This is a genomic window from Tropicibacter sp. Alg240-R139 (assembly GCF_900537075.1).
GTDB lineage: Bacteria > Pseudomonadota > Alphaproteobacteria > Rhodobacterales > Rhodobacteraceae > Falsiruegeria.
The window spans coordinates 524292-540569 of the sequence record NZ_UNRA01000003.1 but is presented as its reverse complement, the minus strand read 5'-3'; the positions used below and the strand labels follow the sequence as shown (position 1 = coordinate 540569).

The window sequence follows — 16278 nt, the reverse complement described above, 5'->3', positions numbered from 1 at the left end:
GTATTATCCGATCGTGAACGAGGTCCTCCGCCCCGCAATTCTTGAGCCAGCCCCGCGTCAGTGCGGGAACGGCCAGAGACGCAATTTTTCCTTGGCAACGCGCCACAGCTGCGCCAGCCCGTGTGGTTCCATGATCAGGAACAGAATGATCAGCGCGCCAACGATCACCAACTGCAGGTGTGCCACGATGTCCGTGGGCCAGCCCAGCATATCAGCACCCACGACCTTCAATACCACCGGCAGCAGCACCAGGAATGCCGCACCAGCGAACGAGCCAAAGATCGAGCCCAAACCGCCAATGATCACCATAAAGAGCACCAGGAACGATTTCTGAATGTTAAAAACTTCGCCCACTTCGACAGCGCCCAGATAGACAGCAAAGAACAACGCGCCAGCGATGCCTACAAAAAAAGAGCTGACTGCAAAGGCCGTCATCTTGGCTTTCATCGGATTCACCCCAATGATCTCGGCCGCAATATCCATGTCACGAATGGCCATCCACTTTCGGCCAATTGTGCCACGGGTCAGATTTCGTGCCATCAGTGCACAGAAAGCCAGGAAAACCAGACAAAACAGATAAGTCGCCCAGGCCGGCGCATTAGGACCGGTGATGATGATGCCAAAGACATCTCGCTCCGGCGCGTTGATCTGGCCAGAGGCCGAGTAGTTGTAGAACCACGGCACTCGGTTAAACAACCAGACCAGAAAAAATTGCGCGGCAAGCGTGGCAACCGCCAAGTAGAATCCCTTGATCCGCAATGACGGCAGACCAAACAGAACCCCGACCAGGGCCGTAATCCCGCCCGCCAAAAGCACATGGATGAACATGCTCACATCCGGGAAAGCAGTCATCAATTTATAGCAGGCATAGGCCCCTACAGCCATGAACCCGCCAGTGCCCAGCGACACCTGCCCACAATAACCGGTCAGGATGTTCAACCCGATTGCCGCGATCGCGTAGATCAGGAACGGCAACATGATGGCGTTAGCCCAATAGTCGTTGATGATGAACGGAACCACAGCAAAGGCGAAGACCATCACTGCATAGTATCGATAGCGGTCAAACCGGATCGGAAAGGTCTGGTTGTCCTGGTTGTAGGAGATTTTGAAATCCCCAGCTTCGCGGTAGAACATGTTCAGATGCCCCCTTGGGACTGCGCGCGATTCCGGGCCGCGGCGTCGAGTTGATTTGATTTCCTGGCATAGCCGCTGGCCTCCGAGACCCGCACCAGCCGCATGTAAGCAGCGATCCCTGTCACCAGCCCGCCAAAGGCCAGCAAAGCGGCAATCACCAGTTGGCTCTCCGTCAGCCCTTTGGCGGTGACGGCAAGGTACCCGAATGCCCAAAACCCGGACCACGCAATCACATTGATGATGGCGATCAGTTTGTTCATCTTCGGATACCCCTATCGTTTCTCACATCAGGCGAAGGTTCCGGGTGGGCGGGTCTCGTTGGGCGCAAGCCGCAACGGGGTCGCCCTCCCGGGACCTCAGACCCTTTCGATTATCTTGTCGCCAAACAGGCCCTGCGGACGGAACACCAGGAACAGCAGTGCTAGCACATAAGCGAACCAGTTCTCAGTCGCGCCCCCAACCAGCGGGCCAATGGAGAACTCAAACAGTTTCTCGCCGACCCCGATAATCAGACCACCGACAATGGCCCCAGGGATCGAGGTGAACCCGCCCAACATCAGAACCGGCAATGCTTTCAGCGCGATCAGCGACAGCGAGAACTGCACACCTGACTTGCTGCCCCAGACGATACCGGCAACCAAAGCTACAAAGCCCGCAACCGACCAGACCAGAACCCAGATGAAGTTCAGGTTGATGCCAACCGACAGTGCCGCTTGGTGATCGTCTGCGACGGCCCGCATAGCGCGGCCTTGTTTGGTGTACTGGCTGAAAGCCACTAGTGCGATCACCAGAACCGCGGCAATCACCGTCGCGATCAGGTCAAGCTGGTCCAAGAAGAACCCATAAAAGTTCTCGTTCCCCATCCCCAACCACTGGGTGTTTTCTTCGATCCACAGGCTGCCACCTTGCGGCAGGCCAACGTCCAGTGCTTTGATTTCAGAGCCCCACATCAGGTCGGCCACCCCTTCCAGGAAATAAGCCAGACCGATGGTCGCCATGAACAAGATGATCGGTTCCTGGCCAACCAGGTGGCGGAAGATATACTGCTGCACCAGCCAGGCAAAGAGCACCATGACCACGACCGTTAGCACAATCGCTATGATGGCCGGGACCTCCCACCCAAAGTTATGAATATGCGTTCCAAAGATCGCATTGATCAGATGTGCAAACGGAACTTGCCCGACCATGATCCCGTATAGCGTCATAGCCGCAAACAGCGCCATGACGCCTTGGGCGTAGTTGAAAATGCCGGAAGCCTTGTAGATCAGGACAAAGCCAAGGGCCACAAGCGCATAAAGGACCCCCGCCATAAGGCCGTTCAAAACGACCTCTGTTCCGTAAAGAAGTGACTCAGGCATCCTGCTCTCCCCCTGCAAACTTCGTCAGCACAATTTGCCCAAAACTCTCAAAGTATTTCGGATCAGTCATGTGACACCCCCAGATAGGCATCGATGACATCCTGATTGGTGCGCACCTCATCCGGGGTGCCGTCGCCGATCTTCTTGCCATAATCCATCACGACCACGCGGTCGGATAGGTCCATCACAACGCCCATGTCGTGCTCGATCAGGGCGATGGTGGTGCCAAACTCATCGTTCACATCCAGGATAAAGCGGGACATGTCCTCTTTCTCCTCGACGTTCATGCCCGCCATCGGTTCGTCCAACAACAGCAGCTTCGGTTCCGCCGCCAGAGCGCGCGCCAACTCGACCCGCTTCTTCAAACCATACGGCAAGCGTGAAACCGGCGTTTTCCGAATGTGCTGAATCTCTAGAAAGTCGATGACCCTTTCCACGATTTCACGGTTTTCAGTCTCTTCCCGCTCCGCCTTGCCCTTCCACAAAGCCTGTGAAAACAAGCCTGTTTTCATGTGGTTCAGGCGACCGGTCATCACGTTGTCCAGAACACTCATCCCCTCAAACAGGGCGATGTTCTGAAATGTCCGGGCAATCCCCTGCTGCGCCACTTCATAGGGGCGCATTTGCGGACGTTTTTTGCCGTGAAAAAACACTTCGCCTTCCTGCGGCACATAAAACCCCGAGATCACGTTCAGCATCGAGGATTTACCAGCCCCGTTCGGACCAATGATGGCCCGAATCTCACCTTCGCGAATGTCGAACGAAATGTCCTTGATCGCCACCACACCGCCAAAGCGCAACGTGATGTTCTTCATCTCCATCACCACGCCGCCGATCTGGCGACCATCCTCGGTGACATAGCCTTCAGATGCATCCAGCATCAAACTCTCCCTCATTCATTCGGCAGGGCTGTCCCCAGCGGGACGGTGGGCGGGGCGATGTCCCCGGCACGGGGACGAGCGTCGTCCCAATCGGCCCTCATTCCGCAGCCATTTTTGTGGTAACGGACGATACGGCCGCATCCCGGATATCGAGCCTGGCGCTGATCGAACCCTTCCGCCCATCCTCATAGGTCACTTCCGTTGTGGTCGATATCTGAGCAGAGCCATCATAAAGCGCGCCGATGATGTCCGCGAACTTTTCCTCCACGATCCGTCGACGCACCTTGCCGGTGCGGGTCATCTCGCCGTCATCGGCATCCAATTCCTTGTGCAACACGACAAAGCGATGCACCTGGCATCCCGACAGGATCGAATCTTCGGCCACAGATTTGTTCACCGTCTCCACATGGCTCTGGATCGTCTCCAGCACCTTTGGGTGCCCGGTCAGCTCCTGATAAGATGCATAGGCGATGTTGTTGCGTTCAGCCCAGTTGCCCACGGCCGTCAGATCAATGTTGATAAAGGCCACGCACCGATCTTGACCATTGCCGAATAGAACCGCCTCCAGGATGTCAGGGTAGAACTTCAACTTGTTCTCGACATACTTGGGCGCAAACATCGAACCATCGGCCATCTTGCCGACGTCCTTGGCACGGTCGATGATCCGCAAATGGCCCGAGCCGTCCTCAAAGAAACCTGCGTCGCCCGTCGCAACCCATCCTTCAGCGTCTTTGGTCGAGGCCGTGGATTCAGGATTCTTGTAGTATTCCACAAAGGTGCCTGGCGAGCGGTAAAAGATCTCTCCGGTGTCGTCGATCTTGATTTCGACGTCAGGGGCCGGAACACCAACGGTGTCGGCGCGCACCTCGCCATCGGGCTGTGCGGTAATGAAAACCGTCGCCTCGGTCTGACCATAAAGTTGCTTCAGATTGATGCCGAGTGAGCGGTAAAATTCAAAGATCTCCGGGCCGATCGCTTCACCAGCTGTGTAACCGACGCGAACCTTGCCCAGACCCAAAGTGTCCTTGAGCGGACCATAAACCAGTGAGTTACCAATGGCATACTTTAGCCGGTCCATCCCGCTTACCGGGTTGCCGTCCAGAATATCACCGCCAACTTTCTTGGCGTGTTCCATATATTTGTGGAACATACTCTTTTTCAACGAACCCGCGTCTTCCATCCGGATCATGACGTTGGTCAGCTGGGTTTCAAATACGCGCGGTGGCGCAAAGAAATAGGTCGGCCCAATCTCGCGCAAGTCGGTCATCATCGTGCCCGCGCTTTCAGGGCAGTTCACACAGAACCCGCACCAATAGGCCTGACCAATGGAGAAGATGAAATCACCCACCCACGCCATCGGCAGATACGACAGGATGTCCTCTTTGTCGGTCAGCTTGTCGAATTCGCTGGCGTTCTTGGCGCTCTCGATCACGTTCCGGTTCGACAGCACTACACCCTTGGGCTTGCCAGTCGTTCCGGACGTGTAAAGCATCACGCATGTGCTTTCGTAGTCCAGCTTCCCGCGACGCTCGTTCAGGTCGGTGATCCACTCGTCACGGGCCGCGCGCCCCTGATCCTGTACATGGCTGTATTGGTGCAGCGTATGGTGATCGTATTTCCGCAATCCGCGCGGATCAAGATAGATCAGATGCTCGAACTGCTGCAGTTGATCCTGCACTTCGATCACCTTGTCGACCTGTTCTTGGTCGCTCACGATGACAAATCGCGCACCACAGTGCTGCAAAACATATGCCATCTCTTCAGCGTTGGCATCTTGGTAGAGCGGTACGGGAACGGCACCCACAGATTGCGCTGCAACCATCGCCCAATACAGATACGGGCGGTTGCGTCCGATGATGGCGATAAAATCACCTTCGTTCACGCCAAGATTGATTAGCCCCAAGGCCAGTGCTTCAATCTCTTTCTCGGTCTGCGACCATGTCCAGGTCTGCCAGATTCCAAATTCCTTTTCCCGGTATGCGGGCGACGTCCCGTGCTGGGTCGCATTGCGTTGAAGCAGCGCCGGAAGGGATTGCATCCCTTCGACGCCAGACTGCATCTGAGCCAAAATATCTCTCCTCCCCAATCCGACCCCCTCCATTGGGCCGGAAACAATCACCTCAAGCTTCCCAAGATGATTCTGTCCCGATTAGGAACGAGCTCAGTGTTCGGGGTCAACTTTTTCGTGATGTTTTCCCAAATCTTACGAATTGTAACAGCCACCATCTACAAACCAGATATCGGTTACATTCGAGCCGACGAATGGCTACCCACCACCCAAAAGCGGTGCTAGGAAAGAGATGCGAGAGAGGGCGAATTTGGACACCAGCGACGCATATATCAGGACGATGACTGCCGCGGGTCTGAACCTGATCGCGCAGGCTATCTCTATTTATGACGACGATCTGAAACTCGCGGTCTGCAACCGTCGGTTTCAAGAAATGTTCTTTCTACCTGATGCGTTGGTACAACCCGGCGCTGGATTCGACGAAACCATTCGATTCATCGCCCAGCGTGGCGATTATGGGCCTGTCGACAACATCGACACTCTGGTCCAGAGCCGTGTCGACCAGGCCTTGGCCTTTGTGCCGCATTATTTTGAACGCGTTCGTCCCAATGGACAGGTTATCTCAATCGAAGGGGCGCCTCTTGCTGAAGGTGGCTGGGTAACGGTTTACACCGACATCACCCGCACCAAACGGGTCGAAGAGTTGCTGCGCGCAAGGTCTGAGGAACTGTCAGACCAATTGCTCACCCATGCCGAAGAACTGTCGGCCACCAACCGCGAACTGGCAGCCACCAATAGCGCACTGGAAGAAACCAAACGCCAACTAACCGCCATCGAGGCCCGTACCCGTCTAACCACCGAGATGATGCCCGCTCACATCGCTCATGTGGATGCCAAGGGGTACTACACCTATTCGAACCGCCGCCTAAGTTCTGTCATCCCCGGGCGTCCCTCAAATATCTTGCGGAAGCACATATCTGACGCTTTGGGCCCGGCCTTTGCCAAGATCGAACCGCACCTGAAAGCAGCTTATTCCGGTGAAAGCTCGGTCTTTGAGTTCACCGAGGGCCACGATTCCCGCCGAATTCGCGTCGCCTTTACCCCAGAAGAGAGCGGCGGCGTTTACATCCTGTCGATGGATATCACCGAAGAAACCCAGGCTCGCGTTGCCCTGCAACAGTCACGTCGCCGTGCGATGGCAGCCCAGATGACAAGCGGTCTGGCACATGATTTTTCCAACTTGCTGACCATCATCCTTGGCATGCAGTCCAAATTGGAACGGATGGGCCTGCCTGAGGAAGCCGCGCAACTGATCGGCGCGACCCAACAGACGGCCCAACGCGGCGGACGATTGCTGAACCGGATCGCGGACATGACCGGCAATCGTACTCTGCGCCCCGTCGCCACTGACATGCATGGAGTGCTTGAGGATCTGAAACTGCTTGCATCGCCTTCGCTGCCGCAAGGAGTTGGAATAAGCGTGCTGGATCACACCCCGGACGAAGCGCTGATGCTGGACCCCGGCATGATGCAGGACGCGCTTTTGAACCTGATCCTGAACGCGCGTGATGCCTGTGGCACCAGTGGCCAGATCACTGTCAGCGCCCATACTATCGGCAACATCTGGATCGAGATCACAGTTAGTGACACCGGCCCTGGTTTCTCGAAAGAAGCGCTGGAAAAAGCGCTCAACCCATTCTTTACCTCAAAAGGGAGCGAAGGGTCTGGGCTGGGCCTACCTATGGTATATGACACGGTCAAACTGGCAGGCGGTGATTTGCAGCTTCGCAATACTCCCTCAGGTGCGTCAGTCATCTTGCGCCTGCCCTACCGCCCCGCACCACAATCCGCCGGCGGTCTGGCTCTTTTGGTAGAGGACAACGAAGACCTACGCGCCACGTTCCGCGAAATGCTCGTCAAACTTGGTCACACCGTGATCGAAGCCACCTCAGTCGATGAGGCCTGTGCTCTTGCCGCTGATCTTCCTGACATCACTTTTGTCTTGTCGGACATCAAGCTCGAAGGGTTAGCCACCGGGCTGGATCTGGTAGGGCGGTTGCAGAACGACTTGCCCATTGTGTTGATGACATCACTGCCACTCAGCGATCCAATGCACCGAAAAGCGCTGGCCCTGGGGCCGGTATTGCGCAAACCTTTCACCCGTGCGCAGCTTTCTGCGCTGCTTAGACCCGAGGCCAACGAATGACTGCACCGCTCGTCACCATTCTCGACGACGAACCAGAGATCCGCCAAATCCTGACCGATGTGTTGGAAGACGCGGGATTTCGCACTCAGGCATTTTCTCGCGCGCGCGAATTTGAGGCCTCGCTCAAGCGCGTTACGCCGGATGTTTGCCTTGTTGATCTGTCCCTGCCGGATACCGACGGGTTGGCTTTGGTTCATCGCTTGGCTTTGGAACAAGGCGCATCAGTCATCATCATTTCAGGTCGCGCCCAAGTGCAGGATCGTGTGACCGGCCTGGAACTAGGGGCGGATGACTATATCACTAAGCCTTTTGATCCCGCCGAGGTCGTCGCCCGCGTTCGGGCCCGGCTTCGCGATGCCACACGAGTCGTACAATCGGGGGGGAACACCGCGGTGTTCAACGGCTGGACGGCCCATTTCGACCGTTATGTACTTGAGGATGAAACCGGCGTCGAAAGCCAGTTTTCTCACGCCGAAGGTGAAGTTTTGCGCCTGTTTCTGGAAAGCCCGAAACGCCTGATCAGCCGCGCACAGATGCAGGAAATGCTGGGCGGTGGCGCGGGCGAAAGTTTCGACCGCGCGATGGATGTCCGCATTTCACGACTGCGTACCAAGCTCAAGGAAGACCCGAAGAACCCTCGTTTGATCAAGACGATCTATGGGGCCGGCTATATCTTTTTGGGCGAGGTCGAGTGGCGTTAAGCTAACGCCACTCTGCGATGGCCAGCAGTCCGAAGGCCGAAATCGTCAATGCATCTTTTACTTTACCTGTCTGGATCATGTCCATGATCTCTGTACGGCTGAACTTCGCCGTGATCATGTCCGCCTCCTGGCTTTCTCTGCCCGTCGCGCCAAGCTCCAATCCAGTGGCAAGGTAAATGTGACAAACATTCGTCGTCAGTCCCGATGCTGGAAACTGCTCCCCTAGTTTTATCATCACGTGCGCGCGCAATCCCGTCTCTTCTTCTAGCTCGGTGCGGGCAATCTCGGCGGGATCGGCCTCTGGGTCTTCTTCCAGTGCTCCGGCAGGAAACTCCCAAAACCGGCCGGATACGGGATAGCGGTACTGCTCGACCATTTGAAAGCGACCATCTTCGTGCTGCGGAATGACAAGCGCAAAATCGGTCTTTTCCACGACACCGTAAATTCCACACTGCCCCCCCGGAAACCGGATCTCGTCCTCATGCACAGTTGTCCAGCGATTGCGATAGACGGTACGGCGCGACAGCCTTTCAATGATACTCAAAACGGAAACTCTCATGTAAAGTGTTTTCGCAGTTCCATAATGCATGCCATTCACCAGAGCACCTAAAAAGGTGTCAGGCTACAAAACAGCATTCGCTAGCTTTGAACCAGGGGACCAGCAAGTCGCGAAAAGCTTTGACCTTGGCCGATGGCCATACGTCGCGATGAGCAACGACCCAGATATCGGCGTAGGGTTGCGGCGGCAGAACCGGTATTTGCTGCAGCCCGACTGACGCGCGGCCCAAAAACATCGGCATACGTACCACACCCAACCCGGCCTGCGCAGCGCCAACCATAGCAGCCATATCGTCAAACACCATCCGAACACGGTTGTTCGGAAAGTGCTCCAGCGCCGCCTTAGGCACATTTGGGCTCTGTTCATAGACGATCCAATCGACCGGTGCGTTGGGGCTATCCTTAAGCCGCTCGGCCACGGAAGGGGTCGCAAAACTTGCCGCTTGCTGCTCGCACAGCCGCAGCCCCAAGAGCGTATCACCAGGCGTGCGGCTGATCCGAATGGCCAGGTCTGCCTCGCGGCGATTCAGGTCCAGCAGATCGTTGGTTGCCCTCAACAAGACCTCTACATCGGGATGCAGGGTGGAAAACTGCTCTAGAACCGGCGCGACATGGGGCCCGATCAGCAGTTGTGGGGCGGTAAGAACCAGACGACCACGCAGGGTTTGGTCGCGACCCCGAAGCGCGCGGAAAAGCCCATCGGCTTGTTGATCCATGGTCGCGGCGCGTTCTGCAACCAGTTGCCCGACATCCGTGGCCCGATACCCATCTGGCAGACGATGAAACAGGCTAACACCCAGGGCCGCTTCGGCCCTTTGGATACGACGCGCGACGGTGGTGTAGTTCAACCCCAAGCGCTTGGCCGCAGCGGCCAGAGTTCCACCCCGCGCAACTGCCAGAACCGTCTTAAGATCATCCCATTCTGCTTTCATGCATGCATTTTTGCATGTGAGATATGAAAATACACGCGTTTTCGCCAGCAATCGCGACCCATAGATTTTGATCCTACCAACACATCATTGCAGGAGACCAAGATGATCTACGCCGTTTTCAAAGCCAAACTCAGCAACCCACAGGCCCTTGGTGAGTACCGCGAACAAGCTGGTGCCGCGCTAGCAAAACATGGAGGTAAAGTTGAACACGCTACTCCGAAGGCGCAGGCACTGGATGGCTCACCCAGCCTGCCCGATGTTGCCGCGTTATTGTCCTTCCCCACTGTCGACGCAGCGCAGTCCTGGATAGATGATCCCGATTTGGCAGATCTACATGCCTTGCGCCGCAGCGCGGGTGAAACTGAAATTCTCTTGCTCGCCTAGGACTAATCAGCGGCTGTCAAACTGCGTGATCACGGTGGCCAACTTTCGGCCGATGATCCGGCTAGACTTGCGTGACGGGTGGATAAGATCAGGCGAGAAATAGGTGATTCCGCCGCTTGGGACCACATCCTTGTTTGACACAAAGACGATGCCATCTTCGTTGCTGGCCAGCTTGACCAAACGCGCCTCAAGCTCGTCCCCGGCGGGTTTGCAATGTTCGATCGGGGTCAGCAGGCCAGGACTGCGCAAATAGCCAGTGAACAAAACCCGCGCGCCGTCGTCTCTGACACGGCGCGCGAACGCCGGGATCTGACCGCTCATCCCGTCTTTGGAAATCATCCGGTCCAACATTCCGCTACAGCGTCCACAACCGCAGCCGAACAGCAAATCATTGCCACCACCGTTGACAATCACCCAATCCCATTCGCCGGAAACATATTGATTTGGGATGTTAATCCCACCTTTTTCGTTGCCCGGATCGCGCACGGTCATCCAAGCCCCGCGGATCGACCGATCAACAACCGTCTCGCCCAGGACCTCTTCCATCACATGGGGGATGGAACTGCCCCAAGCTGAATTCCAGGCCATCAGAGAATCGCCGACCGCGAGAATCCGCGCGCCCTCGTTTCGAGTGACACTTTCCTGACATGCCGCGACCAGGCCCGTCAGGAAAATCAATATGATAGCCAATTTCACACCAAAAACGCGCATTTCGATTGCAACCTGCTTCGTTACTCATTGAGCTAAATCTAAGCAGAAATTGGTGGCAAAATCAGGGCGAGAGGCGGGTATTTCTTTAGAACAGAGTGTTCACGGCGCCGGAAAGAACCCGCAATCCGGCCACCAGATCGGCCTCGTCGGTGTCCTCTTCAAAAGCATGGCTGACGCCGTTGATTGAAGGAACAAACAACATTGCAACCGGCATAAGCTTGGCCACATTGGTCGCGTCGTGCAAAGCGCCCGATGGCATCCTGCGCCATTTGTTCGGTGCAATCTGTTCGGCTGCGCCAGCCAACGCAGATTGCAACTTTGTGTCCATATCTACAGGTTCCAACCCCAAGAGCGGCCCAAAGCTGACCTCCATCCCTCTGGCTGACGCGATCTCTTTTGCTGTCGTGCGCACGATGCCCTCCATGCGGGTCAGTCGGTCCGCGTCACCATCACGCCACTGCATCGAAAACGTCACCCGCCCCGGCACGATGGACGACGCGTTGGGGTGCAGGCTGACGTGGCCGATGGTCCAAACCGTGCACGGAGTCACCACGTTTTGAAAGCGCTCACCGAGTTCGGTGTTAAACGCCGACAACGCCTGAAACGCGTCGCGCCGCAGATGCATAGGTGTGGTTCCGGCGTGATTCTGCTGCCCGTCGAAGCTGATCTTCATATCCCGGATGCCGACGATCTCGGTCACGACACCAATCTGCTCGCGCTCAGCGTCCAGTGTCGGACCTTGTTCGATGTGCATCTCGATGTAGCCCGTGAACCGAGAGGGGGCGACAAAATCACCTGCCAAGTCACCCATGCGCGCCCGCGCCTCGGCAAAGGGAACGCCCGCGTGATCGCACAGCGCATCAGCTTGGGTCAAAGGCAGGTTCCCCGACCAGATGGCCGAGCCGGTAGTGACGCCGAACCGGCCTTCCTCGTCCTGAAAGCTGACAACAGAAACCGGAACATTCGAGCTGCGCGCCACTTCTAGCGCCGCCATCACGCCAAGCGCGCCATCCAGCCAACCGCCCTCGGGCTGACTGTCGCTGTGTGATCCCAGCAAGATCGACGGCCCGTCAGCAAGGCCAAAAAGATTACCCACCGGATCAAAATGCGGCGTCAACCCAGCATCTTTGATCTGATCCGCCAACCACTTGCGCGCAGCGATATCGGCATCGGAAAATGCCGGTCGTACCACGCCCTTGCCAACGCCCGAGGACCCAAATTGACGCAAGTCATGCAACGACTTCAGAAACCGTTCGGGTTTGATGGACATGGGGTGACCTCCTGGTGATTTGAACATATTCAGACTGCTGCCCACCACAAGGCACAGCAACGGTTTTCATCCCGCACCTGTCAAACGCCTCTGGTCCCCGACTGATACCTCGCCTAAGACTTGCGCGTAAGCAGGAGCGCCCGCATGTCCCACATCACACTTATCCGTCACGGTCAGGCAAACACCGAAGCCCGGGACGAGCACAGCTATGACAAGCTCAGCCCGTTGGGGCATCAACAAGCCGCTTGGCTGGGCGCCCATCTGTCGGATGCACAAGCGCACCACCCGCGCGTTTATTCCGGCACCCTTACCCGTCACATCGAAACCGCCGCCAGCATGGGCCTGCCCGCGCCGGACCAAGACGCACGGCTAAACGAGATCGAGTATTTCACTCTCGCGACCCTTCTCGAAGAGCAACACGGCGTCGCCATCCCGGTCGAGCGTGAGGGATTCATCCAGCACCTGCCGCATGTCTTCACCGCCTGGCAAAATGGTGAACTCGATGGCCCACCCGAAACCTTTCAGGAGTTTGAGGCCCGCGCCCATGACGTGATCCACGAGATCGCCAAGGGCGCCGGACCTGCCGTGGTGGTCACCTCAGGCGCGTTCATCTCAATGGTGATGCGGCAGGCGATGGGATTGGACATACCGTCGATGTCACGGCTGGCTCTTGCCATCATGAATACGTCGATGCATCGTCTGTTCCCGATTGGCACCCATCTAAGCCCGGTTCTGTTCAACGCCGTGCCGCACCTGGAAGCCCCCGACCGGCACTTTGCCCAGACCCACTTGTGACAGGAGATTTCGGATGCAACTGTATTACGCCCCGGGAACTATTTCGATTGCCGTCGCCATCGCGCTGGAAGAAGCCGGCCTGGAATATGAGCCTGTCAAACTGGACTTCTCTGCTGGCGAACAAACCACCTCAGCCTATGGACAGATCAACCCCAAAGGCCGCGTGCCTGCATTGGTAGTCGAAGGCGGTATTCTGACTGAAACTGGTGCATTGCTGGATTTCATCGCTGACAAAGCGCCCGAGGCCGGGCTGGTGCCCGCCGATCCGGTGATGGCCGCCCGCATGCGCGAAGTGATGTATTACCTCGCCTCGACCATGCATGTGAACCATGCCCATAAGATGCGCGGTCATCGGTGGGCGGACAAGAAAAGCAGTTGGGCGGACATGAAGGGCAAAGTGGCTGAAACAATGACCGCCTCTTGCGCCTATATCGAAAGCAAGGGCCTGCGGGGACCATTTGTGTTGGGCGACAACATCAGTCTTGCGGACATCTACCTTTATGTGGTGAGCAGCTGGCTCGAAGGGGATGGGGTAGACGTTTCGGCTTTCCCCAAGATCGTAGCCTTCCGCGCCGCGATGGAGGCGCGCGCCTCGGTTCAGGCAGTCAAGGCCGCCGGTATGCTTTGATGGCATGCTCTGAAAAGGACACAACATGACACATCTATGGGTTCGGGCTGAACAGCGCCTAAACGAAGACCGCGTGGGTCTGACGCCCGACGGGGCAACCAAACTGATCGCGGCGGGCATCAAGGTCACGATTGAGGACAGCGGCACACGCGCCATCGGCATCGACGGCTATCGTGATGCAGGGTGCGAGATCGCAACCGAGAATAGTTGGCCGCAAGCCCCGGCGGACGCCATCATCTTTGGCCTCAAGGAGCTGCCCGAGGATGGCACGCAACTGCCGCACAAACACATCATGTTCGGCCATGCCTTCAAGGGTCAGCATTCGGGCCGCGCCTTGCTGGAACGGTTCAAGGCCGGGGGTGGCACGCTCTATGATCTGGAATATCTGGTGGATGAAGGCGGCCGTCGCGTCGCCGCCTTTGGCTATTGGGCCGGTTACGCAGGCGCGGCGGTAACGCTCAAGACCTGGGCGGCACAACAGCGGGGCGAGGAATGCGGCCCGGTTGGGGCCTATCCGGGCAAGGACGTGCTGCTGGCAGAATTGAGCGCCGAGATGGACGCAACTGGCGTCGCTCGCCCTTCGGCCATCGTGATCGGCGCACTCGGTCGCGTAGGTTCGGGCGCGGCAGACCTGTGCGAGGCTATGGGCGTTGCCGTTACCAAATGGGACATGGCAGAGACCGCAAGCGGCGGGCCGTTCCCTGAAATCCTGGACCACAACCTGTTCCTGAACTGCATCTTCGCTCGTCCCGGCACGCCTGTGTTTGTCCCGCAAGAGGCCTTAAGCGCCGACCGCAAGCTGTCCGCCATCGGCGATGTCGCCTGCGACCCGGACAGCGACTACAACCCGGTGCCTGTTTATGACCGCGCCACCACATGGGATGCCCCTGCCCTGCGCGTGGCCACTGACCCGGTGCTGGATGTGATGGCCATCGACAACCTGCCCTCGATGTTGCCCGCCGAAAGTTCGGAAGATTACGCGGACCAGCTTCTGCCATCGCTCTTGACCCTGACCGATCTGGACAGCGGCGTCTGGGGCCGGGCATGGGACACATTCAAAACCCATTTGCGGGACATCTGACATGGAGCTTTACATTGGTATCGCTGCGGCGATCTTCGGCACCGTCTGCTGGATCCCGCAGGCGTGGAAGGCCTGGACCAGCCGCGACACATCCGGCCTATCGCTGCCTTCGAACCTGATGTTGCTGATGACGGTCAGCCTGTGGTTGCTCTATGGCCTGATGGTGGGCGATCTGCCGTTGATCCTTGCCAATGTCTGTGCGGTCACGGCGGTTCTGTTTATCGTCACCGCCAAATTAAAATTCGGATAAGGGAGAGATCCAGATGACAATCCATTGGTGCGGAACCGGCCTGTCGGCCATCCCCGGACTGCGACGCCTGATCGAGGCCGGTCAAGATGTGACCGTCTGGAACCGGACAGTCGAAAAGGCCCAGGCCGAGGTCGGCGACCTGACCAACAACATCAAGGCATTCGACATTGATGTGCTGGCCAAGGACCTGGCCAAGGACGACGTGATCGTATCCATGCTGCCCGGCGACTGGCATGTGCCGCTTGCCGAACTGGCGATCGCCAAGGGGGCCAACTTTGTCAGCTCGTCTTACATCGCCCCGGAAATGCGCGCACTGGATGATCGCGCGCGCGAAGCCGGTGTTGCGCTGGTCAACGAGGTCGGCCTAGATCCGGGCATCGACCACCTGATGGCGCATGCACTGGTAGATAATTATCGCGCTTCGGATGCCTTTGATGGCCACAATCACCTCAGCTTCAAATCCTACTGCGGCGGCATTCCCAAGATCGCCAACCCCTTCCGCTACAAATTCAGCTGGTCGCCATTGGGCGTGCTCAAGGCGCTGCTCTCGCCTTCACGCTCGATCCGCAACTATGCCCCGCTGGATGTGGCCCGCCCCTGGGACGCGATCAGCAGCTATGTGGCCCCCCTTCCCACGCCGGAGAGCTTTGAGGTCTACCCAAACCGCGACTCGATCCCGTTCAAGGACCAGTACCACTTTGAAGAACACTGGCCAGTCAAAGAGTTCGTCCGCGGCACCCTGCGCCTGAATGGCTGGACCGAGGCCTGGGACGGCGTGTTCAAAGAGGTTGAGACACTCTCTGGCCCCGAAGGCGATGCACGACTGAAAGAGATGTCAGATCAGTTCTGGACCGATAATGCATATGACGACGGCGAGCCGGATCGCGTGGTGCTCTGCGTCGACCTCAAGGCCGAGAAAGACGGCACTGTGGTCTGGCACAAAACCTATGTAATGGACGCATGGGGTGACGCGCGCGGCACCGCTATGGCGCGCCTGGTGTCTATTCCCGTCTCGCTCGCCATAGAGGCCGTGATGAATCGCGCGATCCCCGCCGGTGTGCATGCTGCCCCCAGTGACCCGAAACTGGTCGAAGCCTGGATGGCTGAAATCGACAGATTGGCACAGCATCTTCAGATCGTGGATCACGCAGCTTGATCCAAAGGGCGTCAAGTGCCCTGTCGGCTTGTCATCGCCCCAAAGTGCCCCGCCCGCAATCAGGGTGGGGTGTCTTGCTTCTAACACAATCTCACCCGGCGACAGCCACCTCAATACGTGTAGTGGCCTATTTGCCCGTTTAGTTCTTATCGGCCCTTTGCAGGGAACAAACCTAATCTCAGTGCAGCAACATTTCGAGGCAACAGAATTTCCCTATCCGCCGGA

17 protein-coding genes are annotated in these 16278 nt (G+C 57.4%); 8 read left to right on the top strand and 9 right to left on the bottom strand.

Going from position 1 to position 16278, the window contains the following annotated elements; all coding sequences use genetic code 11:
• Nucleotides 1–57: 57 nt before the first annotated feature.
• The 5 genes from G6R15_RS15565 to G6R15_RS15545 form a co-directional block, all read right to left on the bottom strand.
• Complete coding sequence (locus G6R15_RS15565; RefSeq protein ID WP_164660873.1) at nucleotides 58–1134, bottom strand: branched-chain amino acid ABC transporter permease; 1077 nt, start codon at nucleotides 1132–1134, stop codon at nucleotides 58–60.
• Nucleotides 1135–1136: 2 nt separating this feature from the next.
• Nucleotides 1137–1394 carry a hypothetical protein gene (locus G6R15_RS15560; protein ID WP_164660872.1) on the bottom strand — a complete coding sequence of 86 codons (258 nt, stop codon included), beginning with the start codon at nucleotides 1392–1394 and terminating at the stop codon, nucleotides 1137–1139.
• A 96-nt stretch (nucleotides 1395–1490) separates the two neighbouring features.
• On the bottom strand, nucleotides 1491–2492 hold the full coding sequence (locus G6R15_RS15555; protein ID WP_164660871.1) for a branched-chain amino acid ABC transporter permease: 1002 nt from the start codon (nucleotides 2490–2492) through the stop codon (nucleotides 1491–1493).
• 62 nt (nucleotides 2493–2554) lie between these two features.
• Entirely contained in the window at nucleotides 2555–3373 is an 819-nt protein-coding gene (locus G6R15_RS15550) for an ABC transporter ATP-binding protein (RefSeq protein ID WP_164660870.1), read from the bottom strand.
• A gap of 97 nt (nucleotides 3374–3470) precedes the next feature.
• Entirely contained in the window at nucleotides 3471–5411 is a 1941-nt protein-coding gene (locus G6R15_RS15545) for an AMP-binding protein (RefSeq protein WP_164660927.1), read from the bottom strand.
• A 310-nt stretch (nucleotides 5412–5721) separates the two neighbouring features.
• On the opposite strand from G6R15_RS15545, the gene G6R15_RS15540 reads away from it, so the two are divergent.
• On the top strand, nucleotides 5722–7587 hold the full coding sequence (locus G6R15_RS15540; RefSeq protein WP_240336781.1) for a PAS-domain containing protein: 1866 nt from the start codon (nucleotides 5722–5724) through the stop codon (nucleotides 7585–7587).
• On the top strand, nucleotides 7584–8288 hold the full coding sequence (locus tag G6R15_RS15535; RefSeq protein WP_164660868.1) for a response regulator transcription factor: 705 nt from the start codon (nucleotides 7584–7586) through the stop codon (nucleotides 8286–8288). Before G6R15_RS15540 ends, G6R15_RS15535 begins: the two co-directional genes overlap by 4 nt.
• A gap of 1 nt (nucleotide 8289) precedes the next feature.
• Here G6R15_RS15535 and G6R15_RS15530 read toward each other — a convergent pair whose 3' ends face one another.
• Together G6R15_RS15530 and G6R15_RS15525 are read right to left on the bottom strand one after the other, a co-directional pair.
• Entirely contained in the window at nucleotides 8290–8877 is a 588-nt protein-coding gene (locus G6R15_RS15530; protein ID WP_240336780.1) for an NUDIX hydrolase, read from the bottom strand.
• Between the two features lie 28 nt (nucleotides 8878–8905).
• The gene (locus G6R15_RS15525) at nucleotides 8906–9778 is read right to left on the bottom strand and encodes a LysR family transcriptional regulator (protein ID WP_164660867.1); all 873 of its coding nucleotides are present in this window, start codon (nucleotides 9776–9778) and stop codon (nucleotides 8906–8908) included.
• Nucleotides 9779–9880: 102 nt separating this feature from the next.
• On the opposite strand from G6R15_RS15525, the gene G6R15_RS15520 reads away from it, so the two are divergent.
• Entirely contained in the window at nucleotides 9881–10162 is a 282-nt protein-coding gene (locus tag G6R15_RS15520; RefSeq protein ID WP_164660866.1) for a DUF1330 domain-containing protein, read from the top strand.
• 6 nt (nucleotides 10163–10168) lie between these two features.
• On the opposite strand, the gene G6R15_RS15515 is transcribed toward G6R15_RS15520, so the two are convergent.
• Nucleotides 10169–10873 carry an SGNH/GDSL hydrolase family protein gene (locus G6R15_RS15515; RefSeq protein ID WP_164660865.1) on the bottom strand — a complete coding sequence of 235 codons (705 nt, stop codon included), beginning with the start codon at nucleotides 10871–10873 and terminating at the stop codon, nucleotides 10169–10171.
• Nucleotides 10874–10958: 85 nt separating this feature from the next.
• Nucleotides 10959–12143, bottom strand: coding sequence for a hydantoinase/carbamoylase family amidase (locus G6R15_RS15510; RefSeq protein WP_164660864.1), 1185 nt, complete (start codon nucleotides 12141–12143; stop codon nucleotides 10959–10961).
• Between the two features lie 144 nt (nucleotides 12144–12287).
• Between G6R15_RS15510 and G6R15_RS15505 the strand changes: the two genes are divergently transcribed.
• The 5 genes from G6R15_RS15505 to G6R15_RS15485 are packed head-to-tail and all read left to right on the top strand — an operon-like array spanning nucleotide 12288 to nucleotide 16053.
• A complete protein-coding gene (locus tag G6R15_RS15505) occupies nucleotides 12288–12938 on the top strand; it encodes a histidine phosphatase family protein (protein WP_164660863.1) in 651 nt (216 codons plus the stop codon).
• Nucleotides 12939–12951: 13 nt separating this feature from the next.
• The gene (locus tag G6R15_RS15500; RefSeq protein ID WP_164660862.1) at nucleotides 12952–13566 is read left to right on the top strand and encodes a glutathione S-transferase family protein; all 615 of its coding nucleotides are present in this window, start codon (nucleotides 12952–12954) and stop codon (nucleotides 13564–13566) included.
• A 25-nt stretch (nucleotides 13567–13591) separates the two neighbouring features.
• Nucleotides 13592–14647: a saccharopine dehydrogenase gene (locus G6R15_RS15495; RefSeq protein WP_164660861.1), complete on the top strand. Its 1056-nt coding sequence runs from the start codon at nucleotides 13592–13594 to the stop codon at nucleotides 14645–14647.
• Between the two features lies 1 nt (nucleotide 14648).
• A complete protein-coding gene (locus G6R15_RS15490; RefSeq protein ID WP_164660860.1) occupies nucleotides 14649–14897 on the top strand; it encodes a SemiSWEET family sugar transporter in 249 nt (82 codons plus the stop codon).
• Between the two features lie 13 nt (nucleotides 14898–14910).
• Nucleotides 14911–16053, top strand: coding sequence for a saccharopine dehydrogenase family protein (locus G6R15_RS15485; protein ID WP_164660859.1), 1143 nt, complete (start codon nucleotides 14911–14913; stop codon nucleotides 16051–16053).
• Nucleotides 16054–16278: the final 225 nt, after the last annotated feature.

Coding starts and splice junctions, on each gene's coding strand:
- G6R15_RS15565 (WP_164660873.1), bottom strand. CDS start 1,134: ATGTTCTACCGCGAAGCTGGGGATTTCAAAATCTCCTACAACCAGGAC.
- G6R15_RS15560 (WP_164660872.1), bottom strand. CDS start 1,394: ATGAACAAACTGATCGCCATCATCAATGTGATTGCGTGGTCCGGGTTT.
- G6R15_RS15555 (WP_164660871.1), bottom strand. CDS start 2,492: ATGCCTGAGTCACTTCTTTACGGAACAGAGGTCGTTTTGAACGGCCTT.
- G6R15_RS15550 (WP_164660870.1), bottom strand. CDS start 3,373: ATGCTGGATGCATCTGAAGGCTATGTCACCGAGGATGGTCGCCAGATC.
- G6R15_RS15545 (WP_164660927.1), bottom strand. CDS start 5,411: ATGCAATCCCTTCCGGCGCTGCTTCAACGCAATGCGACCCAGCACGGG.
- G6R15_RS15540 (WP_240336781.1), top strand. CDS start 5,722: ATGACTGCCGCGGGTCTGAACCTGATCGCGCAGGCTATCTCTATTTAT.
- G6R15_RS15535 (WP_164660868.1), top strand. CDS start 7,584: ATGACTGCACCGCTCGTCACCATTCTCGACGACGAACCAGAGATCCGC.
- G6R15_RS15530 (WP_240336780.1), bottom strand. CDS start 8,877: ATGCATTATGGAACTGCGAAAACACTTTACATGAGAGTTTCCGTTTTG.
- G6R15_RS15525 (WP_164660867.1), bottom strand. CDS start 9,778: ATGAAAGCAGAATGGGATGATCTTAAGACGGTTCTGGCAGTTGCGCGG.
- G6R15_RS15520 (WP_164660866.1), top strand. CDS start 9,881: ATGATCTACGCCGTTTTCAAAGCCAAACTCAGCAACCCACAGGCCCTT.
- G6R15_RS15515 (WP_164660865.1), bottom strand. CDS start 10,873: ATGCGCGTTTTTGGTGTGAAATTGGCTATCATATTGATTTTCCTGACG.
- G6R15_RS15510 (WP_164660864.1), bottom strand. CDS start 12,143: ATGTCCATCAAACCCGAACGGTTTCTGAAGTCGTTGCATGACTTGCGT.
- G6R15_RS15505 (WP_164660863.1), top strand. CDS start 12,288: ATGTCCCACATCACACTTATCCGTCACGGTCAGGCAAACACCGAAGCC.
- G6R15_RS15500 (WP_164660862.1), top strand. CDS start 12,952: ATGCAACTGTATTACGCCCCGGGAACTATTTCGATTGCCGTCGCCATC.
- G6R15_RS15495 (WP_164660861.1), top strand. CDS start 13,592: ATGACACATCTATGGGTTCGGGCTGAACAGCGCCTAAACGAAGACCGC.
- G6R15_RS15490 (WP_164660860.1), top strand. CDS start 14,649: ATGGAGCTTTACATTGGTATCGCTGCGGCGATCTTCGGCACCGTCTGC.
- G6R15_RS15485 (WP_164660859.1), top strand. CDS start 14,911: ATGACAATCCATTGGTGCGGAACCGGCCTGTCGGCCATCCCCGGACTG.